The sequence below is a fragment of the Pseudomonas sp. G(2018) genome, from assembly GCF_005502415.1.
Lineage (GTDB): Bacteria > Pseudomonadota > Gammaproteobacteria > Pseudomonadales > Pseudomonadaceae > Aquipseudomonas.
This window is the reverse complement of the sequence record NZ_SCOO01000041.1, coordinates 1-25,639: the sequence shown is the minus strand read 5'-3', so window position 1 is coordinate 25,639 and position 25,639 is coordinate 1. Positions and strand designations below refer to the sequence as shown.

The 25,639-nt window shown below is 50.4% G+C and carries 25 protein-coding genes and 2 pseudogenes; 26 read left to right on the top strand and 1 reads right to left on the bottom strand.

The features are described 5' to 3' along the window. Positions 1 to 149 precede the first annotated feature (149 nt). The 26 genes and pseudogenes from FFS64_RS27340 to FFS64_RS27215 all read left to right on the top strand — a co-directional run bounded on the left by FFS64_RS27340 (position 150) and on the right by FFS64_RS27215 (position 24,694). A complete protein-coding gene (locus tag FFS64_RS27340) occupies positions 150 to 428 on the top strand; it encodes a hypothetical protein (RefSeq protein WP_137807904.1) in 279 nt (92 codons plus the stop codon). Positions 429 to 569: 141 nt separating this feature from the next. Beyond that, complete coding sequence (gene ihfB, locus FFS64_RS27335) at positions 570 to 866, top strand: integration host factor subunit beta (RefSeq protein ID WP_137807903.1); 297 nt, start codon at positions 570 to 572, stop codon at positions 864 to 866. Between the two features lie 256 nt (positions 867 to 1,122). After that, positions 1,123 to 2,178, top strand: coding sequence for an LPS O-antigen chain length determinant protein WzzB (locus FFS64_RS27325; protein WP_256660556.1), 1,056 nt, complete (start codon positions 1,123 to 1,125; stop codon positions 2,176 to 2,178). 580 nt (positions 2,179 to 2,758) lie between these two features. Further along, positions 2,759 to 4,060, top strand: a complete 1,302-nt coding sequence (gene wbpA / locus FFS64_RS27320) for a UDP-N-acetyl-D-glucosamine 6-dehydrogenase (RefSeq protein ID WP_171017143.1) — start codon at positions 2,759 to 2,761, stop codon at positions 4,058 to 4,060. Between the two features lie 58 nt (positions 4,061 to 4,118). Beyond that, positions 4,119 to 5,069 (top strand): UDP-N-acetyl-2-amino-2-deoxy-D-glucuronate oxidase, encoded by a 951-nt coding sequence (gene wbpB / locus FFS64_RS27315; protein WP_137807900.1) that lies wholly within the window; start codon positions 4,119 to 4,121, stop codon positions 5,067 to 5,069. 44 nt (positions 5,070 to 5,113) lie between these two features. Further along, positions 5,114 to 5,545: pseudogene (locus FFS64_RS32325) on the top strand (hypothetical protein); the annotation flags it as partial. Continuing rightward, a complete protein-coding gene (locus FFS64_RS27310) occupies positions 5,545 to 6,099 on the top strand; it encodes an SGNH hydrolase domain-containing protein (RefSeq protein WP_256660557.1) in 555 nt (184 codons plus the stop codon). The pseudogene FFS64_RS32325 and the gene FFS64_RS27310, both read left to right, overlap by 1 nt. Positions 6,100 to 6,114: 15 nt before the next feature. Next, a complete protein-coding gene (locus FFS64_RS27305; RefSeq protein WP_137807898.1) occupies positions 6,115 to 6,696 on the top strand; it encodes an acyltransferase in 582 nt (193 codons plus the stop codon). Positions 6,697 to 6,698: 2 nt separating this feature from the next. Further along, entirely contained in the window at positions 6,699 to 7,787 is a 1,089-nt protein-coding gene (locus tag FFS64_RS27300; RefSeq protein WP_137807897.1) for a DegT/DnrJ/EryC1/StrS aminotransferase family protein, read from the top strand. After that, entirely contained in the window at positions 7,784 to 9,049 is a 1,266-nt protein-coding gene (locus FFS64_RS27295; RefSeq protein WP_256660555.1) for a lipopolysaccharide biosynthesis protein, read from the top strand. Before FFS64_RS27300 ends, FFS64_RS27295 begins: the two co-directional genes overlap by 4 nt. A 31-nt stretch (positions 9,050 to 9,080) precedes the next feature. Beyond that, on the top strand, positions 9,081 to 9,626 hold the full coding sequence (locus FFS64_RS27290) for a GNAT family N-acetyltransferase (protein WP_137807895.1): 546 nt from the start codon (positions 9,081 to 9,083) through the stop codon (positions 9,624 to 9,626). Continuing rightward, the gene (locus tag FFS64_RS27285; RefSeq protein WP_137807894.1) at positions 9,623 to 10,591 is read left to right on the top strand and encodes a GNAT family N-acetyltransferase; all 969 of its coding nucleotides are present in this window, start codon (positions 9,623 to 9,625) and stop codon (positions 10,589 to 10,591) included. Before FFS64_RS27290 ends, FFS64_RS27285 begins: the two co-directional genes overlap by 4 nt. Then, positions 10,591 to 11,958, top strand: coding sequence for a polysaccharide deacetylase family protein (locus FFS64_RS27280; RefSeq protein WP_171017141.1), 1,368 nt, complete (start codon positions 10,591 to 10,593; stop codon positions 11,956 to 11,958). The genes FFS64_RS27285 and FFS64_RS27280 overlap by 1 nt, the downstream gene beginning before the upstream one ends. Before the next feature lies 1 nt (position 11,959). Then, entirely contained in the window at positions 11,960 to 13,324 is a 1,365-nt protein-coding gene (locus FFS64_RS27275) for a hypothetical protein (RefSeq protein ID WP_256660554.1), read from the top strand. Then, a complete protein-coding gene (locus tag FFS64_RS27270) occupies positions 13,321 to 13,929 on the top strand; it encodes a CatB-related O-acetyltransferase (protein ID WP_137807893.1) in 609 nt (202 codons plus the stop codon). Before FFS64_RS27275 ends, FFS64_RS27270 begins: the two co-directional genes overlap by 4 nt. Beyond that, complete coding sequence (locus tag FFS64_RS27265; protein ID WP_137807892.1) at positions 13,926 to 15,068, top strand: glycosyltransferase family 4 protein; 1,143 nt, start codon at positions 13,926 to 13,928, stop codon at positions 15,066 to 15,068. The genes FFS64_RS27270 and FFS64_RS27265 overlap by 4 nt, the downstream gene beginning before the upstream one ends. 14 nt (positions 15,069 to 15,082) lie before the next feature. After that, the gene (locus FFS64_RS27260; RefSeq protein ID WP_137807891.1) at positions 15,083 to 16,219 is read left to right on the top strand and encodes an N-acetyl sugar amidotransferase; all 1,137 of its coding nucleotides are present in this window, start codon (positions 15,083 to 15,085) and stop codon (positions 16,217 to 16,219) included. Further along, positions 16,216 to 16,830, top strand: a complete 615-nt coding sequence (hisH, locus tag FFS64_RS27255; RefSeq protein WP_137807890.1) for an imidazole glycerol phosphate synthase subunit HisH — start codon at positions 16,216 to 16,218, stop codon at positions 16,828 to 16,830. Before FFS64_RS27260 ends, hisH begins: the two co-directional genes overlap by 4 nt. A 1-nt stretch (position 16,831) precedes the next feature. Beyond that, positions 16,832 to 17,614, top strand: a complete 783-nt coding sequence (locus FFS64_RS27250) for an AglZ/HisF2 family acetamidino modification protein (protein WP_137807889.1) — start codon at positions 16,832 to 16,834, stop codon at positions 17,612 to 17,614. A 29-nt stretch (positions 17,615 to 17,643) separates the two neighbouring features. After that, positions 17,644 to 18,678, top strand: coding sequence for a polysaccharide biosynthesis protein (locus FFS64_RS27245; protein WP_137807888.1), 1,035 nt, complete (start codon positions 17,644 to 17,646; stop codon positions 18,676 to 18,678). 2 nt (positions 18,679 to 18,680) lie between these two features. Beyond that, positions 18,681 to 19,793 carry a capsular polysaccharide biosynthesis protein CapF gene (locus FFS64_RS27240; RefSeq protein WP_137807887.1) on the top strand — a complete coding sequence of 371 codons (1,113 nt, stop codon included), beginning with the start codon at positions 18,681 to 18,683 and terminating at the stop codon, positions 19,791 to 19,793. Positions 19,794 to 19,820: 27 nt separating this feature from the next. After that, complete coding sequence (gene wecB, locus FFS64_RS27235) at positions 19,821 to 20,954, top strand: non-hydrolyzing UDP-N-acetylglucosamine 2-epimerase (protein WP_137807886.1); 1,134 nt, start codon at positions 19,821 to 19,823, stop codon at positions 20,952 to 20,954. A gap of 2 nt (positions 20,955 to 20,956) precedes the next feature. Further along, entirely contained in the window at positions 20,957 to 22,177 is a 1,221-nt protein-coding gene (locus FFS64_RS27230; protein ID WP_137807885.1) for a glycosyltransferase family 4 protein, read from the top strand. Between the two features lie 52 nt (positions 22,178 to 22,229). Further along, positions 22,230 to 22,826 (top strand): sugar transferase, encoded by a 597-nt coding sequence (locus FFS64_RS27225; protein ID WP_137807884.1) that lies wholly within the window; start codon positions 22,230 to 22,232, stop codon positions 22,824 to 22,826. After that, the gene (locus FFS64_RS27220; RefSeq protein WP_137807883.1) at positions 22,823 to 23,449 is read left to right on the top strand and encodes an acetyltransferase; all 627 of its coding nucleotides are present in this window, start codon (positions 22,823 to 22,825) and stop codon (positions 23,447 to 23,449) included. Before FFS64_RS27225 ends, FFS64_RS27220 begins: the two co-directional genes overlap by 4 nt. Positions 23,450 to 23,515: 66 nt before the next feature. Continuing rightward, positions 23,516 to 24,694: a DegT/DnrJ/EryC1/StrS aminotransferase family protein gene (locus FFS64_RS27215; RefSeq protein ID WP_137807882.1), complete on the top strand. Its 1,179-nt coding sequence runs from the start codon at positions 23,516 to 23,518 to the stop codon at positions 24,692 to 24,694. Between the two features lie 264 nt (positions 24,695 to 24,958). Here FFS64_RS27215 and FFS64_RS27210 read toward each other — a convergent pair. Beyond that, positions 24,959 to 25,525 (bottom strand): annotated as a pseudogene (locus tag FFS64_RS27210) (IS630 family transposase); the annotation flags it as partial. Positions 25,526 to 25,639 lie beyond the last annotated feature (114 nt).

Here is a 25,639-nt window from a genome sequence, read left to right as displayed (position 1 = left end):
TAAGGTGTATGGATTGGCTTCGGTTGAGCTTGAAACAAATGGCCGTTAAAGCATGTCTCTTTCCTTAACGGGATCAATCGCTTAATTGAAGCTAGTCTTTATTCTGAAGCGAACGATGGTCGGGTCGAGCGCCTGGCATAAGGAAGTGAATGAACAAGCTCGTAGTAGCGATAGCAATGCTGACACTGGCGGGGTGTACCACCAGTGCCAAGACTCATGCAGTGCGCGGGGTCAGTGGTATTGAGGTTGATTGTTCAGGGCTGGGGTCGGGTTGGGAGAAGTGCCGCAAACGAGCTGCGAAGGAGTGCAAGGGGGCCGGTTACAAGGTTGTAACGAGGTCTGATGATGCCAAGGAAGAAGATGATTTCCCTTTTGGCTTCAATCCCGCGGGATACCTGACGCGCACCATGCTGGTTATATGTACGTGAGAGTGTGGGTCTCATTGACCCGAAAACCGGGTATTGCGCGGTGCGCAGGGGAGTGCCAAAACTTGGGCTGTTCAAATTCGTCGGGGCATGCTAAAAACGTTGGAGCGATTTTCCTAGCTGCTTGAAAAAGAAGGGAAAAATATGACGAAGTCGGAGTTGATCGAACGAATTGTCACCCATCAAGGGCTGCTCTCATCCAAGGATGTGGAGCTGGCCATCAAGACCATGCTTGAGCAAATGTCCCAATGTCTGGCCACCGGTGATCGCATCGAGATTCGGGGGTTTGGCAGCTTTTCATTGCACTATCGTGCACCGCGCGTAGGGCGCAATCCCAAGACTGGGCAGTCGGTTAGCCTTGATGGCAAATTCGTTCCCCACTTTAAGCCAGGGAAGGAGCTTCGGGATCGCGTAAATGAGGATGATGACGATGTTAACTAATTGCAGCGCTGAGGTTTAGGTGAGCAAGGTCAAAAGGGTGATGGTTTTCGCGTTGATATTTTTGCTTATCTCGTTTGTAGTTATATTTGTGTTAGAAAATAACGAACAGATAGCTCTTGTTTTTTTTGGATGGTCTACCCCACAACTATCGCTTTCTCTATATATGGTATTAGCGTTGTTGGCCGGATTGGGGGTGGGTTCACTGCTGGGTTGGTTTGCACGTACTAAAAAGTGTGGCGATCACAATAATTAAACGATGAATAGGTTAAGTATGCAAAGTGATGGGCGTGGTGAGGTTCGTTCTAATGAGATCGACCTGGCGGAAATTGTTAAGGTTATATGGCTTAAAAAGTGGTTGGTTTTAATTATCACGCTTGCAGTTGCATTGGTGTTTTCGATGTACGCTTTTTTGGCTAAGCCTGTCTATGAAGCTAAATTCTACATGTCTCCTCCTACTCTAGATGATGTCGCGAATTTAAATTATGGTCGAACCGGAGAGCTAAAGCCATTCACGGTTGATTATGTGTATAAGATTTTCTTAAGGAATCTACAGTCTCAAAGTTTGCTTCAGTCGTTTTATCGCGAAGTCTACATTTCAAGTTTCAAAGAGAAGGGTCACGCCGAATCCATTCCTGAGTCATACGACCGGTTCTCGAGTCGCGTTAGCATCGCTTCTCTTGATAAAGACCCGATGGGTCGCTGGTCCTTGTCTATTCAGGGCCATGATCCTAAAACCATCACCCATTGGGTAAGCATATACACGACCAGCGCGGCGCAATTAGCCCAGCGTGAGGTTGTCAGTAATGCAACTAAGGAAGCATCAGTACTCGCACGTAATCTAAAGCTGCAAATCGACTCCCTTCGCGAAGCCGGTAAACAATTACGAGAGGATTCGATATTGCGACTTAGTGAGTCGCTTGCGGTAGCTAAGGCCAGCGGACTTGATAAAACTGTGGTGTTTGTTGGTGAGGACTCTTCAAAGTTAGCGGGTGATATGGAAGGGGGGGCCGCTTATATGCGCGGGACCAAGGCTCTTGAGGCTGAGTTAAAAAATTTAAAAGGGCGTGAATCAAATGATCCATTTATTCCCGACCTCCGGAAGTTGCAAGCAGAGTACGAATTTTATAAAGGTATCGAGCTAGACAATTATAAGGTTTCTGTATTTCGTCCAGACGGAGATGTTCAGGAGCCTGTTTCTCCTTTGAAACCTAAAAAAATTATGCTTGTTTTGCTCGGTATAATTCTCGGGGGGCTGACAGGGATCGTTGTTGCGCTTATCACGAGTTATCGTTCCGCACGATTCATTGAGTGATGTTTAATTGGTTGGTGTCATTGATAGTTTTTAACTATTTCTGGGCTAGGCTGACGAATTTTCCCCGTTCCTGAAAAATCTCAGAAAATGCTGATTGCTCATTTTTCGCAGCCCATCGCTTGCACCTATCGCCTTCGCACCTCAGTGGGGTGACCGTATGATCAATTGCCAGGAGCCAAAAAGCGTCATTGCAGGCATAATGCGAGACTTTGGAGCATGCTTGGCTGACTCTCGGGTGAGAAACGCTCCTGCAGTTGCTCCTCGGGACACTAAGATATAATAGATGGACTTTTTCATGATTTACGATAGAGCGCGGTTTGTTGTACATGGAAATCTGAATCGCATAGAACGCGAAAGTCGGAGCCTTTGCATTCCGTCGGTTTCCGATGATACAGACGCCTCCCCGTCGTCGACCTTAGCCATTCTGGCTCGCATTGCTGAAGCTTCACTCACAATGCACAGAAATATCTCATAGGGCGGGACAAGCCTCAGGCTTTTGTCTCTTATGAGACGAGCCATTTCAACCGTTTTTCCAATTATTACTCACCGTTGAGCTGGAGCCAGATTGATGTCGCAGCAAATGAAAACCAGTATCGCAAAGTTCAAGAACAAGGAAGCTCTGATTGGTATCGTCGGTTTAGGCTACGTCGGGTTGCCACTTATGCTGCGCTACAACGCTATCGGTTTTCGCGTACTAGGTATCGACATTGATGCGAGCAAGGTTTCGAGGCTGAATGCTGGTGAAAGTTACATCGAGCATATTGCAGAAGAGAAAATCAAGCATGCATTAGCTTCGGGTTTTGAGGCAACTACCGAGTTTAGTCGCGCGGCAGAATGTGACGCGTTGATTCTCTGTGTTCCGACTCCGCTCAATAAATACCGTGAACCTGATATGAGCTTTGTGATCAACACTACAGATGCCTTGAAGGTGTTCATGCGTGCGGGTCAAGTCATATCGTTAGAAAGCACTACATATCCGGGTACAACTCAAGAGGAGTTGTTGCCTCGTGTGCAAGAAAGCGGCTTGGTTGTAGGAGAAGATATATTTCTTGTTTATTCACCTGAGCGTGAAGATCCAGGTAATCCTGATTTCGAGACCCGTACAATTCCAAAAATTATCGGTGGAGATACCACGGCATGTTTGGAGGTTGGGGTTGCGCTGTACGAACAAGCTATTGACAAAGTTGTTTCGGTAAGTTCGACAAAGGCAGCTGAAATGACGAAGCTGTTAGAAAATATTCATCGTGCAGTGAATATCGGGCTGGTCAATGAAATGAAAATTGTTGCCGATCGTATGGGTATCGATATTTTTGAAGTTGTGGATGCAGCAGCAACCAAACCCTTTGGGTTTACGCCATATTATCCAGGTCCCGGCCTTGGCGGGCACTGCATACCTATTGACCCGTTCTATCTAACTTGGAAAGCCAGGGAGTACGGCCTGCATACGCGTTTTATCGAACTGTCGGGCGAAGTAAATCAGGCAATGCCAGAGTACGTGCTCGGCAAGTTAATGGATGGGCTAAATGACTCAGGTAAGGCGTTAAAAGGCAGTAAAATTCTTGTGTTGGGTATTGCGTACAAGAAGAATGTCGACGATATGCGTGAATCTCCGTCTGTCGAAATTATGGAGCTAATCGAGGCCAAAGGTGGTGTGGTGGCCTATGCCGACCCCCATGTTCCTGTATTTCCAAAAATGCGTGAACATCATTTTGACCTAAGTAGCGAAGATTTATCGCCGAATAGCATTGCGAGTTTTGACGCCGTAGTACTTGCTACAGATCACGATAAGTTCGATTACAATCTTATTAAGCAGTACGCTAAGTTGATAATTGATAGTCGTGGTAAGTATCGAGTGCCCGCAAAACATATCATAAAAGCTTAAAGATTAGACTAGTAACGCCATAGACTAGGTATTGGGCGATAGCCAAAAAAGAGGTTCCATGAAAAATTTTGCTCTGATCGGTGCTGCGGGATATATTGCTCCTCGCCATATGCGTGCTATCAAGGATACAGGTAACACGCTCGTCTCTGCCTATGACATAAACGACTCTGTGGGTATCATCGATAGCATCTCACCGCATAGCGAATTTTTTACCCAATTCGAGCGTTTCCTAGAGCACGCGCACCAATTAAAGCGTAATCAGTCAACCGCGTTAGACTACGTTGCTGTTTGCTCGCCTAATTACTTGCATCATTCACACATTGCCGCCGGGCTGCGGCTTGGCTGTGATGTTATCTGTGAAAAACCTCTTGTTCCGACGTCGAAAATTCTTGATGAGCTTGCTCGTGTAGAAATGGAAACTGGTAAACGTGTTTACAATATTTTGCAGTTGCGCCATCACCAGGCAATCCTCGACCTAAAAGAAAAAGTTGCACGGGATAATAGGGTGGAGAAGTATGATGTCGAGTTGACTTATATTACTTCGCGCGGGAATTGGTATGCGGAAAGTTGGAAGGGGGATCCGCGCAAATCTTTTGGCTTGGCAACTAATATAGGTGTTCATTTTTACGACATGTTGCATTTTATTTTCGGAAAGTTGCAGCGAAATGTTGTTCATTTTACATCGGAGCATAAGGCTGCTGGTTATTTGGAGTATGAGAAAGCCCGCGTTCGATGGTTCCTGTCAATCGACGCCTCCGACCTCCCTGAAACGGTTAAAGGTAAAAAACCTACCTATCGCTCCATTACCGTAGACGGTAATGAAATGGAGTTCTCTGAAGGGTTTACGGATCTGCATACTGTCAGTTATCAGGAGATTTTGGCTGGACGTGGTTATGGTATTGAAGATGCAAGACACTGTGTAGAGACCGTCGAGTACATTCGATCGGCTCCGGTTGTGTCGCCAGAGCCAGGGGAGGGGCACCCGATTTTATCTCGTCTGTATAAATAAATTGAAATAAGGCCGGGCGGTGCCAGACGCCGTCCGGGATATTGGTGCCTGTGCTTGAGTCACGAGTTGTGAGCGTAAATATATCAAATACAGAAGTAGCGCACGCGACTCGGTCGGTAAAGTCCGACCAATCGGCCGGATTTCGCACCGATGTTCAAGGTCTACGCGCCATTGCCGTACTCGCGGTCATACTCTACCACGTCAACAGAAACTGGCTGCCGGCCGGTTTTTTGGGCGTAGATGTATTTTTTGTTGTTTTTGGATTTATCGTTACCACGGGTTTAAATGAGAATATTCAGCGGCCGTTGCCGGTGGAATTGACCCGTTATGCGCCAGCTGACGAGATATGCCATGGCAAGCTTATTGGAGAGTGCAGGCGCGGTGATCCAGAGCAGCCTGTAGCAGCCGTCGTGCTTGGTGACAGCCATGCGGCTCAGTTGAACTACTTTTTTGATGCTGCTGGCAAGCAGCAGAAATTTGCCGTGAAGGCGTTACTGCCAGCAACTGTGTCCCGATCCCGGGTTTTGATGTGGAGCGTATACCGGACTACTCTCGTGCTGATTGCCTGGCACAAAGTCAGGCACTGGTTCCGATTCTTGCGCGCACAGAGACGGTCATTATTGCCGGTATGTGGCAATGGCAGAGTCAGAGTGATGCGTTCCTGCAAGCGCTTGCTGAGTTCGCAAAGACGCTCTCCGCACAAGGCAAGCGTGTAATTGTGATGGCCCAGGTACCGATGTTCGAAGTGAATGTTCAACGAATGCAGCGATTTTCCGCACTGGGCATGGAGATAGCTCCAGAGCGGAATGTGGCTTGGGAATCTGCAAACAGGAAGGTCGCCGAACGGCTGGCGGGAATCGACAACGTCTTTTTCATGGATCTCTCACAGACGCCTTTTTTTCAGCATGCCCCTTATGAAGGTGGCATGCTCGTCTACCAGGACAATCATCATCTGAATGAGCGGGGGGCTCGTCGCTATGGTGAAATGGCAGCACCGATCCTGGCGAAACTAATTTTCCCGCTACATTGATCGCGGAGGAGTTCCATGCAGCATATTCAACATCCCAGCGCAATCGTCGATCCAGGTGCGCAAATTGGTGAAGGGACACGAATCTGGCATTTTGTCCATGTTTGCGCCGGGGCGAGTATCGGGAAAGGTGTTTCGCTAGGGCAGAACGTATTTGTCGGTAACAAAGTTGTTATTGGTGACAATTGCAAAATTCAGAACAATGTTTCCGTGTACGACAATGTCACCCTTGAAGAGGGGGTATTCTGTGGACCCAGCATGGTGTTCACCAATGTCTATAACCCACGTTCACTGATTGAACGCAAGAGCGAATATCGCGACACGTTGGTCCGTCGCGGTGCCACGTTGGGAGCGAACTGCACGATTGTATGTGGCGTCACTATTGGAGAGTTCGCTTTCATCGGGGCGGGAGCTGTGGTGAATAGGGATGTTCCCGCCTATGCGCTGATGGTAGGCGTGCCCGCACGTCAAATCGGTTGGATGAGTGAATATGGCGAGCAATTGGAGCTTCCCCTGGCCGGCACAGGAGAGGCCCTGTGCACTTATTCCAACGCCCGCTATGTGCTGGCTGATGGCCTCGTTATCAAGAAAGGAAATTGACTGTGATTGAATTCATCGACCTGAAAGCTCAGCAGCTGCGAATAAAAGAAAAGCTGGACTCTGCGATTCAGCGTGTACTTGCACACGGTCAGTATATTCTGGGCCCTGAGGTCGCAGAGTTGGAATCCCGTCTTGCTGATTTCGTGGGTGCAAAATTTTGCATCACTTGTGCAAACGGCACCGATGCGCTGCAGATTGTGCAAATGGCCCTCGGGATCGGTCCTGGGGACGAGGTGATCACGCCAGGATTCACATATATCGCGACAGCCGAAACCGTAGCTTTGTTGGGGGCCAAACCGGTCTACGTCGATATCAATCCGCAAACCTATAATCTGGATCCTGAGTTGCTCGAGGCGGCGATCACTCCCAGAACCAAGGCGATCATCCCTGTTTCATTGTATGGTCAATGCGCGGATTTTGACGCGATCAATGTGGTCGCGCAGCGTCATGGCATTCCGGTAATTGAGGATTCCGCTCAGAGTTTTGGTGCAAGTTACAAGGGGCGGCGTTCGTGCAATCTCAGCACCATCGCCTGCACCAGCTTCTTTCCAAGCAAACCCTTGGGTTGCTATGGGGATGGCGGGGCCATTTTCACCAATGACGAGGCACTAGCCGTCGTTATCCGTCAAATAGCCCGGCACGGGCAGGACCGTCGTTATCACCACGTGCGTGTTGGTGTGAACAGCCGGCTGGATACTTTGCAGGCGGCGGTTCTGCTGGAGAAGCTGGCGATCTTCGACGAGGAAATCGAACTGCGTCAGCAAGTGGCTTCGGAATATGATCGCTTGCTCTCTGGCGCTGGTCTTGCAATACCTTTCGTTGAACCGAACAACAAGAGCGTTTATGCACAATACACGTTGCGAGTTGACAATCGTGATGTGTTCCAGCAGCGGATGAATGCTGCGGGAGTGCCAACAGTTGTACACTATCCAATCCCTTTGAATCGCCAGCCTGCGGTAGCGGATGCCAAACAGAGCCTGCCCGTGGGTGACAAAATTGCAGAGCAGGTAGTCAGTCTGCCCATGCACCCTTACTTGAGTAAGTCACAGCAGGCTTTTATTGTCGAGCAGATCGTGAGCTGTTCGTTGTGATTGGAAGGCTTCTACCAAAATCCGCGTTTGCGCGAAATGTCTTCACTTTAATGACAGGGACGACATTAGCGCAGGCAATTCCTGTGATGATCAGCCCCATCCTGACTCGCCTTTACAGTCCGCAGGAGTTCGGTGTCTTCGCATTCTATCTGGCGTTGGTCTCGGTGTTGTCAGTACTGGCAACTGGCCGATACGAGTTGGCGATCATGGTGCCCAGGAAGGAACGAGGTGCTGCCGCCATCACCGCAATTGCACTGTGCGCGTCCATTATTGTGGGCGCTATATTATTCTTGGTGGTTGTAGTGTTTGGTCGTGAAATTGCCACTCTTTTCAATATGTCCGAACATTACCAGCTGTTTTATTGGGTGCCGTTGAGTGTCGTTTTGATGGCGGGCTATCAGGCATTGAATTACTGGTGTAACCGACACTCCTATTACCGGACAATGGCTACAGCACGAATGTCGCAGAGTGTTTCCATGTCTGCTTCTCAAGTGGGCGCAGGTTATGCAGGTGTCGGTGTTGTCGGTCTGGTGGGCGGTGCCATTGCCGGTCATTTTTCGGCCTTCTTCTTTCTACTTGTGCGAGTGCTCAAGAGCGACAGGCAAGCGTTCAGGCGCTTGAATCTTTCAATTCTGCGGGCCATGGCGCGGCGTTATGTCGATTTCCCCAAATACTTGATTGCGGCACATAGTTTGAACATGGCGTCTTTTCAGGCGCCGATCATTGCACTGGGGTCAATGTTTGGCAGTAGTGTTTCTGGCTTTTTCATGTTGACCCAGCGCGTTATTGGCGCACCGATGAGTATTGTTGCCAGCGCCATAGGTGATGTATTTCGACAGGAAGCCAGTCGTGCTTACCTGGAATCTGGACAGTGCAAGGATGTTTATAAGAAAACTTTCCTCCGTCTGTTGTGTATAGCGGTTCTGGCATTTCCGGTTTTTTTCATTATTGCGCCGGATATGTTTGCCCTGGTTTTTGGGGAAAAATGGCGGGTGTCGGGTGAATATGCAAGAATTTTGACGCCGATGTTTTTTTTGCAGTTCGTCACAAGTCCGCTTAGTTCGATGTATATGTTGGCGCAAAAGCAGCGACTTGATTTGTTTTGGCAATTTTTTCTTTTTCTGCTGATAGTTTTCTCTTTTGCCTTTGCGTATTTTCTGGATAGTATTCAGGCAGGTTTGTATTTTTATTCTATTAGTTACAGCATCATGTATTTCATCAATGGCATATTGTCCTATCGCCTGGCGCTTGGGACAGTGTGAAGATGGAAGTATTCTTATTAAGGGAACGTAAATGTCCAGTCGTCTGGCAAGGTTACTTAAAGAGCTTGAGACTAGTCTTACCTATGCGCCCGTGGCCGACAAAGTGAGCGGGTCGGTGTTGATTCGAGGTTTCAAGCTTCGGGATCTACGTCACCTCCGGCAGCTTTACCTTGATTTGAATCCAAGCGGAAGTTTGTCGTTGGCGCGCTTCTTGTGGGGGGTGATTGGCTACCAACGCCTGTTGATCGTTGCCGAAGATATCCGGACTGCGTCGCTGGTGGGGTTGGACTTGTTCTACTTCAATCCCAGGGATTTGCAGGAGTCCACTGTCCATGAGGGCTTTGTGGGTGTCGTATCTGCTTACCGGGGGCAAGGACTTGCTACTGAGATGCGGATTGCGGCCAAGCGACACTTTCAGAGAAATGGCTTGACTGGCATTTCTACAAGAATTGCTCAAGACAATAAGGCATCGCTGACATCGGCGTTGAAGTTAGGTTTCGAGATAGTGGAAACCCAGCATTCTGCCGCGGATGGTGAGAGTCATTACATGGTGTGTAAGTTGGGGGAGTCCAAGTGACGTCGACGCGCAAAAGGTATCGTGAACTCTGTGCACAGGAGACATCCATCCCGTTGTTCAGTCAGGCATGGTGGCTCGACGCTGTAGCGGCCGACGCCTGGGATGTTGTGCTGTGCGAGAAGGATGGCAATATACTTGCCAGCATGCCTTTCGTATTGAAAAAGAAGGTTGGCCTTAAGTTGCTGGCCATGCCGACGTTGACTCAGCACCTCGGGCCATGGATCAAACCTACTACGGGCAAGATGTCCAAGCGCTTGGCCTATGAGAAAGATGTTCTTACAGAGCTCGCTGCTCTGATTCTTGCACGGCAGTTCGACCATTTTGACTCTAACTGGTCCTACACGCAGAGCAACTGGCTACCTTTTTATTGGGCAGGGTTCAAGCAGAGTACCCGATATACGTATGCCCTTGAGGATTTGAGCTGTAAGGATACGCTATGGTCGCAATTCCAAGACAATATCCGTCGGGAAATCCGCAAGGCGGAAGGACGTTTTATGCTAAAAGTCCGGACGGACTTGACAGCTGAAGACTTCTTCAACTTGAACAATCTAGTGTTCGAGCGCCAGGGTATGAAAATTCCTTATTCCCTGGACCTGGTCAAGCGTATCGATGATGCCTGCGCGGGACGTAGCTCTCGAGCTATTCTCATCGCCGAAGATGAGGATGGGCGTCGGCATGCTGGCGTCTACATGGTGTGGGATGAGCATAGTGCCTACTATCTCATGGGAGGTGCTGACCCAGAGCTGAGAAATAGTGGAGCAAGCAGTTTATGCATGTGGGAAGCGATCAAGTTGGCCACTACGGTGACGACTCGCTTCGACTTCGAAGGTTCAATGCTGGAGCCTGTCGAGCGGTTTTTCCGTGCTTTTGGTGCGAGTCAAGTCCCTTACTTCACAGTCACCAAAACTCCGTCCAAGTTGCTCAAGAGCTATTTCTACCTCAATGATCTGCGAGGGCGTAGCTGATGGCGGGTACTGGATGGCCGAGCACGGCGATATTTGAATGGCTGCAGATACTGCTGTTCGAACGTTATGGCGTGCGTTTCGATCTCCTGTTGGCAGACGGTTCCAAGCTGCGCATGTCCCTGGCTTTGCAAAAAGGTTACATAGAGTTTCCGGTCGATAACGTCGCTTTCAATCTGCGAGGCTCGGGTTTGCCGTGTGCGCATTGGTGTGCGCGTGACGAGGGGTGGCACCCTGTGTACCTGGATATACTTCCTGCACCGGGCTTGAAGACGATATCGGGAGCGCTGATTGAGCAAAGCGATGCTGGCATCAAGATACACTACGATCTGTTGGGGTTCGTATACTGGATGTTGGCTCGTTGCGAGGAACTGTCGCCGGAACAGCTGGATGAGCATGGGCGGTTTCCTGTAGCACAGTCCAATGCTGCAAAACATGGCTATCTTGATCGGCCTTTGGTTGATGAATGGCTTACGCTGCTCGGAGAGGTGATTTCCAGGCAATGGCCAGGACTGAAGTTGAAGGCCCACGCATTTTCAATGAGGGTGTCCCATGATGTGGATGAGCCCAGTCGGTACGCATTTCGCTCGTTCAAGGGCCTGGTCCGTGCAGTAGGTGGTGATCTGCTCAAGCGCGGCGACCTGCTGGCAGCATTACGGGTGCCCTTTATTAAGTTAGGCAGCCGCAACAGGATCAGTCCACAGGATCCTAGCAATACCTTCGACTGGTTGATGACAGAGTCCGAGCGGCACGGTCTGATCAGCGCGTTCTATTTCATATGTGGGCGTACCGATCCGGCCAGGGATGGAGACTACGAGATCGAGCATCCTGCCATCCGCGCGTTGTTGCGCACGATTCATGAGCGTGGACACGAAATCGGATTGCATCCGAGTTACAATACGTTCCTCTCAGACGATGGTATAGCCCAAGAGGCTCAGCGTTTGAAAAAGGTGTGTCGCGAGGAAGGTATCGACCAAGCTGCCTTTGGTGGTCGCATGCATTACTTGCGCTGGCGTCATCCAAATACTCTGGCGGCTTGGGAAAAAGCCGGGATGACTTACGACAGCACGCTTGGTTATGCCGAGCTTCCCGGATTTCGCTGTGGCACATGCCATGAGTACCCAGCATTCGATCCGATTGCACAGAAAATGTTGCGGTTGCGTATACGCCCTCTGATTGTCATGGATGTGACGTTGATCAGTCCAAGCTATATGGGGCTGGAACCGGACGAGGAGGCCAGGGTATTGGTGGAGAAACTAAAATCTGCGTGTCGAGCGGTCGGGGGGACATTCACGTTACTTTGGCATAACTCCAATTTCCTTCGTGTTGAAGAGCGCGCGTTTTACTCCGCGATCCTGGAGCGAGTCTAGCGTGAATAACATAGCAACGAACTTGGCCGCAACAACGTGGAAATTTACCGTTCCGCGTGCGCGTATATTGCTAATATTTTCAGTGCTGCTCTATGTTGCTGCACTCATATTAGGGCACGAGCGCTACCTCGCGGTTGAACATGCTTTCTGGGGTTTCAATCAACCTCATTATGACCTGCTGACTCTATTTGTTACGGTGGTACTCGCCATTGTTCCAGCTTCGGTCATGCCCCTTTATTTCGATAGGCCTTCGACGCTGTTCATTAATGCGCTTGCCTTCTTTGTTTACATTCCAGGGCTGGTTATTGCGATGTTGAATCGTGTAGACGCGCTGGATGCATATTTCTGGTTGTTCTTCAATTTTTGTCTCGGGCTGTTAATTTGCTCGCTTCTGGTTCGATCGACTGGGAGGTCCTTGGTGGAAGAAAAGGTACCGTCGCGCTTCATGATTGGTTTCAATCTGTGTGGCGCGCTGTTTTGCTTCATCGTCCTTTTCTTGACCTATCGAGATATCCTCACGTTTTCAGGGCTGAATGAAATATATCTACAGAGGGAGAAAGGGGCGGCGACTTCTCTTTTTATCGGTTACTGCCAGGTATATCTCGCTTATTTTTTCTCGCCAGTACTTTTTGTCTCCGGTGTCCTGTACAAGCGCCTCTTCCTTGCTTTGTTGGGTTTTTCGGGATTTATCTTCATTTACATGATTACAGCCGAGCGTACAGTCATACTGTTGCCATTCATCCTGTTGGTGGTTGCCATGGCCTTCAAGATAGGCGGCTTCGGCGCTCGTAACGGGTATGGTCTATTCCTTCTCGGAGCTGTGTTCGTGGCGCTGGTTTCCATGCTTTTCGAACAATCCCAGCTTGTGAGTCAGTTTGGGGTTTACTTTTTCATGAGGCTGATTGCCATCCCCGGTCTTTTCGTAAGTCAATACTACGATCTTTTTTCTGTGCAAGGTTATACACACTGGTCGCACGTCTCGGTGATTGGCAATCTTTTCGAGGTGCCCCGTGCTTATGCCGGGGATGAGAAGTGGCCTGCACTCGGGAAGATTCTGGCGGAGCGGGTGCTTGGCATCCAGAGCCAGTCCAATGCCGGCTTTGTGGCAACGGATGGCGTCGCTGCGTTTGGCAGTATCGGTGTGCTCATCATCTGCTTGCTCTACAGCGGTTGGCTGCTATTGCTTGATCACGTCTCCAGAGGGTGGAGTCCATTGTTCCTGATGACTGTCCTTTTTCCGTTGGCGTTCATCACTACCAACGGTTCTTTCTTTACAATTCTCGCGTCTTTCGGCGGGGCATTGTGGATTGTCCTGCTTTGGGTTGATAAATACAGATTCCGTTTGATCCGGGAGGCAGGCAAATGATCGGATATATTTACTCGCGCATCGTGAAAAAGGCCAGAGGCGCTGCGATCATCGACTCATCTATACCGGTGACCTCCAAAGTCGAGTCGGGTTGTACGGTGATCTCGAGCGAGTTCGGCGAGCATTCATTCTGCGGGTATGACTGTTCGTTCATTCGAGCCTCGGTAGGGCGCTTCTGTTCGATCGCCGGGCGCGTTGTCGTGGGCGGGGCGCGCCATCCTATCGAGTATGTATCGACCAGCCCCGTATTTTTGGCTCACAAAGAAAGCATCAAAACAAAGTTTTCTCGCCACGATTACCGTTGGGAGCCCCGGACGGTTATCGGACACGATGTCTGGATTGGCGAAGGCGTCTTCGTCAAAGGTGGTGTCACCATCGGAACCGGTGCAGTCGTCGGCATGGGTAGTGTCGTGACCAAGGATATTCCACCTTATGCCATCTATGCCGGAAACCCTGCACGCCTGGTTCGCTACCGGTTTTCCGAGGCGGTGATCGCCGGGCTTCTTGAAAGCCGTTGGTGGGAGTATTCCGATGAGAAGCTGACAGCCGTTGCCGGGCAGTTCAACGACCCGGAAGTTTTTTTGAAAAGTCAGAATCTATTATGAAAATTATTCATTTATGTTTGTCCTGTTTCTATATTGATAATTATCGTTATCAAGAGAATGAACTGGTGCGCGAGCATGTAGCGGACGGGCATGAAGTTTTGGTGGTCGCCTCGACCGAAAGCTATGTTGATAATTTAACTCTTGGCTATGTTGCTGCTGATGAGTACATGGGCAGTGATGGCGCAAAGGTGATCCGTTTGCCATACGTGGGCCCTGTGCCATTTTTTCTAAAAAAGAAACTGAGGATGCATCCTGGGGTTGCAAATATTTTGAAGGATTTCTCCCCTGATGTGATCATGTTTCATGGTCTATGCGGATGGGAGCTACTTACGGTTGCTCAATACAAGCGGGCTAATCCCCATGTGCGCCTTTACGTTGACAGTCATGAAGATGCCAACAACAGTGCGGTAGGAAAACTCTCGCAGGTGTTGCACCGTTATTATTACCGTCCCATCATTCGACGCGCATTGCCCTGGATTGACAAGGTGTTATGCATTTCCCTGGAAACCATCGAATTCTGCAAGCGCCAGTATGCTATTCCCATGCAAGACATGGAGTTTTTTCCCTTGGGCGGCTACATCGCCGACGACGTCACCTATCAATCGCACCGCACGGAGGGTAGGGCAGCACTCAACTTGCAAGAAGATCAGACGGTCTTTTTACAATCGGGGAAATTTGACAGCAAGAAAAAGCTGATCGAGAGCTTGACGGCTTTCACCGCCACACACTCCGAAAAGCTGCGTTTTTTGATTGTCGGTCGTGTGCATGAGTCAATTGAGCAGCAGGTAGCCCAGTTCTCTTCGGCGGATCCTCGTATTCAATACCTTGGGTGGAAAACCGCCGATGAGCTTTATCGGTTGCTGTGCGCTGTGGATGTCTACGTCCAGCCGGGAAGTCAATCCGCCACGATGCAGATGAGCATCTGTGCACGATGCCCCGTCGTGATTGCGGATGTACCGAGCCATGAGCCCTTCGTCAAAGGCAATGGCTGGAAGGTGAGCAATCAGGAACAGCTGTCAAATGCGTTTGCCTCCATCGAGAAGGACCCATCAGTGTTGAGCGGAATGTCTCAACGCTCTTTGGAGATCGCATACGACCTTTTAGAGTATCGCCGAATGGCGAAGCGCCTTTTGGTTTAACCACGGAATCTACAATGTCCCACTACCAAATTTGTACCCGATGCATTATGGATACACGTGATCCTCGTATCACGTTTGATACCAACGGGGTCTGTGACTACTGCAATAACTTCAACACCACCATTAAACCAAACTGGCATACCGACCAGCGTGGTGAAGAGGAACTCATGGCGCTGGCCGAAAAAATCAAGGCTCACGGGCACGGCAAGGATTTCGATTGCATCATCGGCTTGAGTGGCGGTTTGGACAGTTCCTACGCTGCTTATGTCGCCAAGGAAAAGATGGGCTTGCGGCCTCTGTTGTTCCACGTTGACGCGGGTTGGAACACGGACCAGGCAGTGGGCAACATCGAGAAACTGGTGGACGGTCTCGGTCTTGATCTCTACACCGAGGTGGTCAACTGGGAGGAAATGAAAGATCTGCAGACGGCCTTCCTGCGCTCGCAGATCGCCGATCAGGACCTTCCGCAGGATGCTGCATTCTTCTCTGGCCTGTACAAATTCGCCCGTCAGCATCGGATCAAATATGTACTGACAGGCGCGAACTATTCGACCGAATGCTGCCGTGAACCCGAAGAGTGGGGGGGCTACCCAGGTATCGACAAAACTCTGTTCAAGGATATCCACCGTCGCTTCGGTACTCGTCAGCTCAAGAGCTTCCCACTGACGGATATTCTCATTTACAAGGTTCTCTATCAGCGCCTGCTTGGCATGGAAGTGGTCAAGCCGCTGAACCTGGTCCCTTACATCAAGAAGGACGCCGAGGACACCTTGGAGGAAAAGTTCGGCTGGAAACGTTTCAAGCACAAACACCACGAGTCCCGCTTCACCCGCTTCTACGAAGACTATTGGATGCCGCGCAAATTTGGGTACGAGAAGCGCCGTGCACACTTTTCGAGCCTGATCATGACCGGGCAGATGACACGCGAAGCCGCTCTGGAACGTATCTCCAAGCCTGAGCTGGATGAACAATTCCTCAAGGGCGAATTCGAGTACGTGGCCAACAAGCTCGATCTCACTGTGGATCAACTGCAGCAAATTTTCGAAGGCGAAAACAAGACCTACCACGATTACCGCAACAAGCGCTTCCTCATCGGCGTAGGTTCGCGTGTAATGAGCGCCTTGGGGTTGGAGAGAAGGCTTTTCAGATGATCACTATCATCGATTACGGACTGGGTAACATTCAGGCGTTTGTCAACGTCTACAAACGCTTGAACATTCCGGTAACGGTTGCGAAGCAGCCTGGAGATCTTGAGGTAGCCACACGTCTGATCCTTCCAGGAGTCGGTGCGTTCGATCATGCAATGGAGCGTCTGGATGCTTCAGGTATGCGTCCGACTCTTGAAAAGCTTGTGCGGGAGCAAAAAATTCCGGTATTAGGAATATGCGTAGGTATGCAGATATTGGCTTCTGCCAGCGATGAAGGTCGCCTCCCTGGGCTTGGATGGGTCAGAGGGCGAGTGAGGGCATTCGCAGACGTTCCAGAGCTCAAGGGAATCCCTTTGCCGCATATGGGTTGGAACGACATACGGCCTCGACCTGATGTGCCCTTGTTCAAAAGTCTTGAAGAGGATGCGAGGTTTTACTTTTTGCATTCTTTCTTTTTCGACTGTGAAGACGGGGCTGGAAGTATTGCGTCTGCGTCCTATGGGCAAGATTTTGTCTGTGCTGTCGCTGAGGGTAACGTCTACGGTGTCCAGTTCCATCCCGAAAAGAGTCACCACTTTGGGGCGGCTCTTTTGAAAAATTTCGCGGAATTTTAAGATGCTTAGGCCCAGAATCATTCCATGTTTGTTGATTCAGGATAGCGGGCTGGTGAAAACCGTTCGCTTCAAAGATCCCAAGTATGTAGGGGATCCTATCAACGCGGTGAAGATCTTTAACGAAAAAGAGGCCGATGAGCTGATCGTATTGGACATCGACGCCTCCGTGAAAGGTGCTGAGCCTAATTACAAACAGATAGCCAATCTAGCCGCCGAATGCCGGATGCCTCTGTGCTACGGCGGCGGTATACGTACCGCGGAGCAGGCGAAGAAAATTATCAGCTTGGGGGTCGAGAAGGTCGCAATCAGCTCCGCTGCCTTGGCAGATCCTATGCTGATCACCCGCATCGCTGAAGAAATAGGGCGGCAGAGCGTCGTCGTCGTTTTGGACCATAAACACCGGATGCTGAGTAAGAGTCAGGATGTTTGGACCCACAACGGTACCCGCAATACCAAGCGCAGCGTTTTGGAGGTTGCGATTGAAATGCAAGAGTTGGGTGCTGGTGAAATTGTTATCAACTCCATCGATAACGACGGTCGGATGAAGGGTTATGACGTTTCTCTGGCGGCAAAGCTGCGCGAGGCAGTGACAATACCCATTACCGTACTCGGCGGTGGGGGCTCTCTTGAACACATGCGCGACGTTGTCGCCGAGTGCGGTGTGGTGGGAGTTTCGGCTGGCAGTTTCTTCGTTTTCAAAGGCCCTTACAGAGCTGTCCTCATTAGTTACCCAAGCGATCAGCAGAAGGCTGATGTCGTCTACTCAGCTTTGCAATCGAGCTGATCTCGTCTGCATCGGATTCAGGACTCATTATGTTTAGTGGAAAAAAACTTCTCATCTCTGGTGGCACCGGTTCATTTGGAAACGCCGTACTCAAGCGCTTTCTTGATACGGACATTGCTGAAATCCGGATATTTAGTCGTGACGAAAAAAAACAAGACGACATGCGCAAGCGCTATGCAAATAGCAAACTGAAATTCTATATAGGCGATGTCCGTGACTATCAGAGCATTCTCAATGCGACGCGAGGTGTTGATTACATATTCCATGCCGCAGCTTTGAAGCAGGTGCCATCATGCGAATTCCACCCGATGGAGGCGGTCAAGACAAATGTTATCGGTACCGACAACGTCCTGGAAGCGGCCATTCAAAACGGGGTCAGCCGTGTTGTTTGCTTGAGTACGGACAAAGCGGTCTATCCCATCAATGCGATGGGGATTTCAAAAGCCATGATGGAAAAGGTCATGGTTGCGAAGTCTCGAAATGTCGATGAAACCAAAACCGTTATCTGTGGTACCCGCTATGGAAACGTAATGGCGTCTCGCGGTTCGGTGATTCCTCTGTTCATCGAACAGATCCGTGCGGGCATTGCGCTGTCGATCACCGACCCGAATATGACTCGCTTCATGATGACGCTGGCCGATGCCGTTGATCTGGTGCTCTACGCCTTCGAGAATGGCAACAATGGCGACCTGTTTGTACAAAAAGCGCCCGCGGCGACTGTCGAAACCTTGGCTAAAGCATTGACTCAGTTGCTACGTCAGCCTGAACACCCGATCCAGATTATCGGCACTCGTCACGGTGAAAAACTTTATGAGGCCTTGCTGAGTCGCGAAGAAATGGCCTGTGCCGAAGATATGGGCGAGTACTTCCGCATTCCGCCTGATCTTCGTGATCTGAACTACACCAAATTTGTTGAACAGGGCGAAGAGAAAATTTCTCGTACTGAAGATTACAATTCGCATAACACTGAGCGGCTTGATGTCGCGGGTATGCAAAAGCTGTTGCTCAAACTTGAGTTTATTCAGGCGATCCAGCGTGGCGAACATGCTACGCCGGAGGAGTGATTATGAAGGTCCTGATTACCGGTATAAACGGTTTTATTGGTAAAAATCTCGAGGCACATTTGCGCGAGCGGAGTGATGTCGAGATTTTGCGTTTCGGCAGGGGGGACGGTAGCGAGTTGCTTGAGCGATTGGCTGCTCAGGCCGATTGCGTCTTTCACTTGGCCGGGGTTAACCGTCCACAGGATCCAGCAGAATTCAAAAGCGGCAACAGCGACCTTACACAGTTGCTCTGTGATGCTGTCGCGGCCAGCGGTCGCAGGCCTACAGTTGTCTACACATCTTCAACCCAGGCTGATCGCGACAATCCCTATGGTGTGAGCAAGCTTGCGGCGGAGCAGGCCCTGAATGAGTTGGCTGAACGGCACTCCGTTGATCTCCATGTTTTTCGCCTTCCCAACGTCTTTGGTAAGTGGGCAAAACCAAACTACAATTCCGCCGTGGCGACTTTTTGCCACAATATTGCTCGTAATTTACCCATATCCATTCATGATCGGAACGCAGCGCTCACGCTGGTATATGTCGATGATGTAATACGCCATTTCATTGACATTATGGACGGTAAGGCTGGACCTGACCGCAATGCAAAGGTCGATCCTGTGTACTCCACCACTGTAGGTGAAGTCGCTGATCAGATCACTGCATTTCGTGAAAGTCGCTCGACACTGATCAGTGAGGCTGTAGGCACAGGGCTGACCCGAGCCTTGTACTCGACCTACCTAAGTTACTTGCCACCTGAATCTTTTACTTACGAGGTACCCAAGTACGGTGATCCACGTGGCGTGTTTGTGGAAATGTTGAAAACGCCCGACGCTGGCCAGTTTTCCTATTTTACTGCTCACCCAGGGATAACCCGGGGGGGCCATTACCATCACTCCAAGACCGAAAAATTTCTCGTCATCAAGGGGAGCGCGCTTTTTCGCTTCCGCCACATTATGTCCGACGAGTCTTATGAGTTGAACACGTCAGGTGAGCAACCGGTCATTGTCGAAACCGTCCCAGGCTGGACGCATGACATTACCAATGTCGGCGACGACGAGCTGATTGTCATGTTGTGGGCCAACGAGATTTTTGATCGCGAGCATCCGGATACATACGCGCTGCCATTGAGCTCTTGAAGCCAATCGATCAGGTAAGGAATTGTCATGAAAAAATTGAAAGTAGTTACTGTAGTCGGCACGCGTCCTGAGATCATCCGTTTGTCACGCGTCATATCAGCTCTGGATGAGCACTGTGACCATGTTCTGGTCCACACAGGGCAGAATTATGATTACGAATTAAACGAGATTTTTTTTCAGGATCTCGGCATCCGTAAACCCGATTATTTTCTTAATGCGGCAGGCTCAACGGGTGCGGAAACTATCGGAAACGTCATCATCTCGGTGGACCGGGTTCTTGGAGAAATCTCGCCTGAGGCTCTTCTGGTTTTGGGCGATACGAATAGCTGCATGGCGGTGATCCCGGCCAAACGCCGCAAAATTCCGACGTTCCATATGGAAGCGGGCAACCGGTGTTTCGATATGCGGGTGCCGGAAGAAATCAACCGACGTATCGTCGATCACACGGCGGACATCAATCTGACCTACAGTACCATTGCTCGTGACTACCTGCTTCGCGAAGGGCTGTCGCCGGATATGATCATCAAAACCGGAAGTCCGATGTTCGAAGTGTTAACTCATTATCGCGACGGTATTGATGGATCGAACGTTCTTGAGCGTCTCGGTTTGCAGGCTGGACAGTTTTTTGTCGTCAGTGCCCATCGAGAAGAAAACATCGACTCCGATCAAAACTTCCTCAAACTGGTTGAGGTGTTAAACACGGTCGCGCAGGACTACGATCTGCCTGTAATCGTTTCTACACATCCACGAACGCAAAAAAGAGTGGACGCCCTAGGGGTCGTTTTTCATCCCAATGTTCGGTTATTAAAACCACTAGGTTTCATGGATTACAATAAGTTGCAGCTTTCATCCAAAGCCGCACTGTCCGACAGCGGCACCATTAATGAAGAATCATCGATCCTGAACTTTCCTGCATTGAACTTGCGTGAGGCTCACGAGCGCCCGGAAGGCATGGAGGAAGCTGCTGTCATGATGGTCGGCCTGGAGAAAGAACGAGTACTTCAAGCGCTTAAATTGCTCGAAACGCAGGGGCGGGGTGAAGAGCGTAGTCTGAGACTTGTCTCGGACTACAGCATGCCGAACGTTTCGGACAAAGTGGTCCGGATCATTCATAGCTATCGCGACTATGTGATGCGTACGGTCTGGAGAAGGTACCAATAAGGATGGCTACTCGGGTTCTGTTAATGACGCAGTGGTTTGATCCTGAACCTACTTTCAAAGGACTGGTTTTTGCTCGTGAGTTGGTCGCGCAGGGATTTGAGGTCGAAGTCGTTACCGGCTTTCCTAATTATCCAGGAGGGAAACTATATGCCGGCTATAAAATCAAGCCATTCCAGCGTGAGGTTATCGATGGCGTTCAGATAACCCGCGTTCCGCTGTACCCGAGTCATGGGCAAAGTGGTGTTGGTCGTGTCCTCAACTACATCAGTTTTGCGGCCAGTTTGTTGCTGTACTGTCTATTCCGCGCGAAAAAACCGGATGTGATTTACGCCTATCATCCTCCGCTAACTGTCGGTATCGCCGCCGCTCTGGTTCGTTTCTTCCGACGCGTGCCGGTGGTTTATGACATTCAGGATATGTGGCCTGACACGCTCAAAGCGACGGGGATGTTTTCCAGCGAGAAGCTGCTAAAAGTGGTGTCTCGAGTATGTGACTGGGTTTACCGCAATGTTGATCAAATCGTAGTCTTGTCACCAGGCTTCAAGCGCCTATTGACCGAGCGCGGTGTGCCGTCGCAAAAAATTGATGTGATTTATAACTGGTGCGCGGAGGATTTAATTCAGGCGACGTCCACTCTTCCACCGCCGAATTTCCCGAACTCTTCAAAATTCAAGATCCTGTTCGCTGGGAATATGGGCAAAGCGCAGTCGCTGGACACTGTCATTGCAGCGGCTCAGTTGCTTCGCGAAAAGGCAAGCGAAATTGCATTCATTTTTCTGGGTGGAGGAGTGGAGGTCTCCCGTCTGGAAGCACTTGCAAAAGCCGAGGGTATCAACAACGCTCACTTCCTTCCGGGTGTTTCCATGACTGAAGTCGGAGCCTATTTGGCCAGTGCCGACGCTTTGCTTGTACACCTGAAGAAGGACCCGTTGTTTACCATTACTATTCCTTCGAAAACCCAAGCCTATATGGCAGCCGGAAAACCAATTTTGATGTCAGTAGATGGTGACGCCGCAGAATTGGTAAGCAATGCGGGCTGCGGGGTCGTAAGTGAGTCCGACAATCCGCAAGCGTTGGCAGATGCAATCCTTTCTTTGATGCGCATGACTGGCGCGGCGCGTGAACAAATGGCTGAGAATGGACGGGTGTTTTATCAGAAGGAGCTGTCTTTGCGCGTCGGTGTAGAGCGTTTCGGCGAGCACTTCCAGCGGTTGGCGAAGTGATTTTCGGCGCATCCTACCGCCACGGAAACACATTTTTTTGCAAGGATCTCCAATGTCTAAACGTCTATTCGATATTGTCGCTGCCGCGATAGGATTGTTCCTATTGTCTCCCGTGATAGCGGTAGTCGCCTACCTGATCCGCAAGCGTTTGGGGTCGCCGGTTCTGTTCCGCCAGGTAAGACCTGGACTCGACGGCAAAGCGTTCGAGATGGTCAAGTTTCGAACCATGCGAGACGCCGTGGATGCCAAAGGGAATTCTTTGCCTGACTCTGAGCGCATGACGGATTTTGGCCGGTTTCTGCGCTCAAGCAGCCTGGACGAATTGCCTGAGCTCTGGAATGTAATCAAGGGTGATATGAGTCTGGTCGGACCGCGTCCGTTGCTGATGGAGTATTTACCTCTTTACGATGCGGAGCAGGTACGTCGACATGAAGTTCGTCCGGGAGTTACCGGATGGGCTCAAATAAACGGTCGAAATGCGCTGTCTTGGGAAGAGAAGTTCAAACTTGATGTTTGGTATGTCAATAATCAATCCTTTTGGCTGGATTTGAAGATTATTTTTCTTACTATAAAGAAAGTATTGATCAAGGACGGAATCAGCGCTGAAGGTGAAGTGACGATGTCAAAGTTCACTGGTTCGAAGAAATGAAAAGATTGGCAATTCTTGGGGCGAGTGGCCACGGTAAGGTCGTAGCGGACACTGCCGAATGTTGTGATTGGGAAATCATCGAGTTTTTTGACGACGCGTGGCCCCACGTGTCATCCATTGGCGGCTGGCCTGTCATAGGCACCACGGACGACTTGCTTGGTCGCGTATCTGAGTATGATGGAGTTCTTGTTGCCATTGGCAATAACGGTGTCCGCCAAAACAAGCTGGACCAGCTGAAAGCTTCGGGCGCTCGTCTGCCCACTCTCATCCATCCCTCCGCAGTGATAAGCCATTACGCCAGCATCGGGCCGGGAACGGTGGTTTTTGCTAATGCTGTCGTCAATGCCTATGCCATGGTTGGTGAAGGCGCGATCCTGAACACAGGATGCAGCGTTGACCACGACTGCGTTCTGGAAAGTTGCGTACACATAAGTCCCGGTGCCCGGTTGGCAGGCACTGTGAGTGTAGGTGCCGGAAGTTGGATTGGCATCGGGGCGTGCGTCAGACAGGTGATCGCCATCGGTGCTAACGTGGTGATCGGTGCTGGCGCCGCAGTGGTCTGCGATATCTCTGATAATATGATCGCAACCGGAGTTCCCGCTCGCGCGGTTGCCCGAGCTTGAGCATGTTGTCGCTCCCCACTCCAGGCTGTTCGATCATCAAATAATTATGGATGGCAGGTAAAAACCGTGTTGAATACCCCATTTTCTCCGTGGCCTTCGTTCACTGCAGAAGAAGCTGATGCCGTTCGCGATGTAATTCTTTCCAATAAGGTCAATTATTGGACTGGTCAGGAATGCCGCGAATTTGAAAAGGAATTTGCTGCATGGGCCGGCACCGAATACTCCGTTGCCCTTGCGAATGGCACTGTGGCGCTTGATCTTGCTTTGCAGGCTCTGGGCATCGGACCCGGCGACGAAGTTATCGTTACCCCCCGTACGTTCCTTGCTTCAGTGTCCAGTGTTGTCAATGCGGGTGCGATTCCGGTCTTCGCCGAGGTCGATCGGGATACTCAGAACATTACTGCTGAAACTATTCGGGCTGTGGTAACCCCCCGCACTCGTGGGGTCATCTGTGTCCATCTTGCCGGCTGGCCATGCGACATGGACCCGATCATGGAGTTGGCAACGCTTCATGACCTGAAGGTGATCGAGGATTGCGCACAGGCGCACGGCGCGAAGTATAAGGGACGCCCGGTTGGCTCCATCGGCCATGTAGGTGCATGGTCGTTTTGCCAAGACAAAATCATGACCACTGGAGGTGAGGGTGGCATGGTGACAACCAATGATCGAAGCCTGTGGTTAAAAATGTGGTCTTTCAAGGATCATGGCAAAAGCTGGGAGGCCATCTACGAGCGGGAGCATCAACCGGGCTTCCGTTGGTTGCACGAGAGCTTTGGCACGAACTGGCGGATGTTGGAAGTGCAAGGTGTTATTGGTCGAATTCAGCTTCGCCGTATGGCGGATTGGCATAAAAACCGATTGAATTACGCAGAACGCATTTGGTCGCACGCTCGTGTACTCAAAGGCTTGCGCGTACCGATGATTCCTGAAGCCTGTATTCACGCAGCGTATAAATGTTACGTCTTCGTAGAGCCTGAGCATTTGAAGGTTGATTGGAGTCGTGACCGCATACTTTCCGAAATTTCCGCATTGGGTGTTCCATGTTTTTCGGGTTCTTGCTCGGAGGTGTACCTCGAGAAAGCCTTTGATGGCACCGATTGGCGCCCTGCGACACGGCTGGCTGTCGCCAAGGAGTTAGGTGAAACTAGCCTTATGCTCCTTGTGCACCCGACATTGACCGAATCCGAAATAGACAAAACCGTCGAGGCCATACGGACTGTTATGCAGCAGGCTGTGAAGCAATAGATCGCATCGAAAATTTGTCCGGTGCCAGACAGTACAGTTGGCAACGGACACTGCATCAGCAGTCGGTCGATTTTTTCATTTGGTTGCTGACGGCGGTTGGCATTCTGCTGCACGCCGATAAAGCTATTTTCTGAATAAGAAAAACAGTGGCCGATTAATAATTTCAAACGAGTGCGACAGCAGGACTACACTCGTCAAAGATGATCAACAGGGGAGCGGTTTGAGGTGCACGAAGGATTTATGGATAGGATACGCGCACTGCTGCTAGTGTTCTGTCTCCGATAAAACGTTCTCTTCGTTCTCGCCTGTCATGGCCTCTCGGGCACGCTTGATCTTGCGCAAGATGTCTTCACCTTTTGCGCTCCAGATATACCGGCAGGGTTGAGCATTGTGCAGCGCTAAAAACGTGGTAATGGAGCTGGCCAGTTCACGTGTGGAGCTGAAGCTGCTGTCGCGTAGGTAAACGGTGATATCCCGGAAAAAGCGTTCAACCCTGTTCATCCAGGAGCTTGAGGTCGGAGTGAAGTGCATATGGAATCGTGGATGCCGCTTGAGCCACTCCTTGACCACGGGGTGCTTGTGAGTGGCGTAGTTGTCCACGATCAAATGCAATTGCAGACCTTTGGGGGTTTCCCGATTGATCTTTTTCAGAAAGGCCAGCCACTCCTGATGCCGGTGCGGTGTCTCGATGCTACTGATCAGCCGACCTTGCAGATAATCCATGGCGGCGAACAGCGTGAGCGTGCCGTGACGGACATAGTCATGAGTTTGCGTTCGGATATGGCCGATGCCCAATGGCAAGCCAGGCTGCGTGCGCTGCAAGGCTTGAACCGTAACCGCTCCACGAACCCCACATTCAAAGTCGCGATTTGATGCCTGATGCTGTGCTCCCGATCTCTTTCAGAAGCCAGCGGCCATGATGCGTCCCGATGCCAAAGTTGAAAA

Coding starts and splice junctions, on each gene's coding strand:
- ihfB (WP_137807903.1), top strand. CDS start 570: ATGACGAAGTCGGAGTTGATCGAACGAATTGTCACCCATCAAGGGCTG.
- wecB (WP_137807886.1), top strand. CDS start 19,821: ATGAAAAAATTGAAAGTAGTTACTGTAGTCGGCACGCGTCCTGAGATC.
- FFS64_RS27230 (WP_137807885.1), top strand. CDS start 20,957: ATGGCTACTCGGGTTCTGTTAATGACGCAGTGGTTTGATCCTGAACCT.
- wbpB (WP_137807900.1), top strand. CDS start 4,119: ATGAAAAATTTTGCTCTGATCGGTGCTGCGGGATATATTGCTCCTCGC.
- FFS64_RS27250 (WP_137807889.1), top strand. CDS start 16,832: ATGCTTAGGCCCAGAATCATTCCATGTTTGTTGATTCAGGATAGCGGG.
- FFS64_RS27305 (WP_137807898.1), top strand. CDS start 6,115: ATGCAGCATATTCAACATCCCAGCGCAATCGTCGATCCAGGTGCGCAA.
- FFS64_RS27260 (WP_137807891.1), top strand. CDS start 15,083: ATGTCCCACTACCAAATTTGTACCCGATGCATTATGGATACACGTGAT.
- FFS64_RS27265 (WP_137807892.1), top strand. CDS start 13,926: ATGAAAATTATTCATTTATGTTTGTCCTGTTTCTATATTGATAATTAT.
- FFS64_RS27245 (WP_137807888.1), top strand. CDS start 17,644: ATGTTTAGTGGAAAAAAACTTCTCATCTCTGGTGGCACCGGTTCATTT.
- FFS64_RS27270 (WP_137807893.1), top strand. CDS start 13,321: ATGATCGGATATATTTACTCGCGCATCGTGAAAAAGGCCAGAGGCGCT.
- wbpA (WP_171017143.1), top strand. CDS start 2,759: ATGAAAACCAGTATCGCAAAGTTCAAGAACAAGGAAGCTCTGATTGGT.
- FFS64_RS27290 (WP_137807895.1), top strand. CDS start 9,081: ATGTCCAGTCGTCTGGCAAGGTTACTTAAAGAGCTTGAGACTAGTCTT.
- FFS64_RS27240 (WP_137807887.1), top strand. CDS start 18,681: ATGAAGGTCCTGATTACCGGTATAAACGGTTTTATTGGTAAAAATCTC.
- FFS64_RS27325 (WP_256660556.1), top strand. CDS start 1,123: ATGAATAGGTTAAGTATGCAAAGTGATGGGCGTGGTGAGGTTCGTTCT.
- FFS64_RS27280 (WP_171017141.1), top strand. CDS start 10,591: ATGGCGGGTACTGGATGGCCGAGCACGGCGATATTTGAATGGCTGCAG.
- FFS64_RS27225 (WP_137807884.1), top strand. CDS start 22,230: ATGTCTAAACGTCTATTCGATATTGTCGCTGCCGCGATAGGATTGTTC.
- FFS64_RS27340 (WP_137807904.1), top strand. CDS start 150: ATGAACAAGCTCGTAGTAGCGATAGCAATGCTGACACTGGCGGGGTGT.
- hisH (WP_137807890.1), top strand. CDS start 16,216: ATGATCACTATCATCGATTACGGACTGGGTAACATTCAGGCGTTTGTC.
- FFS64_RS27220 (WP_137807883.1), top strand. CDS start 22,823: ATGAAAAGATTGGCAATTCTTGGGGCGAGTGGCCACGGTAAGGTCGTA.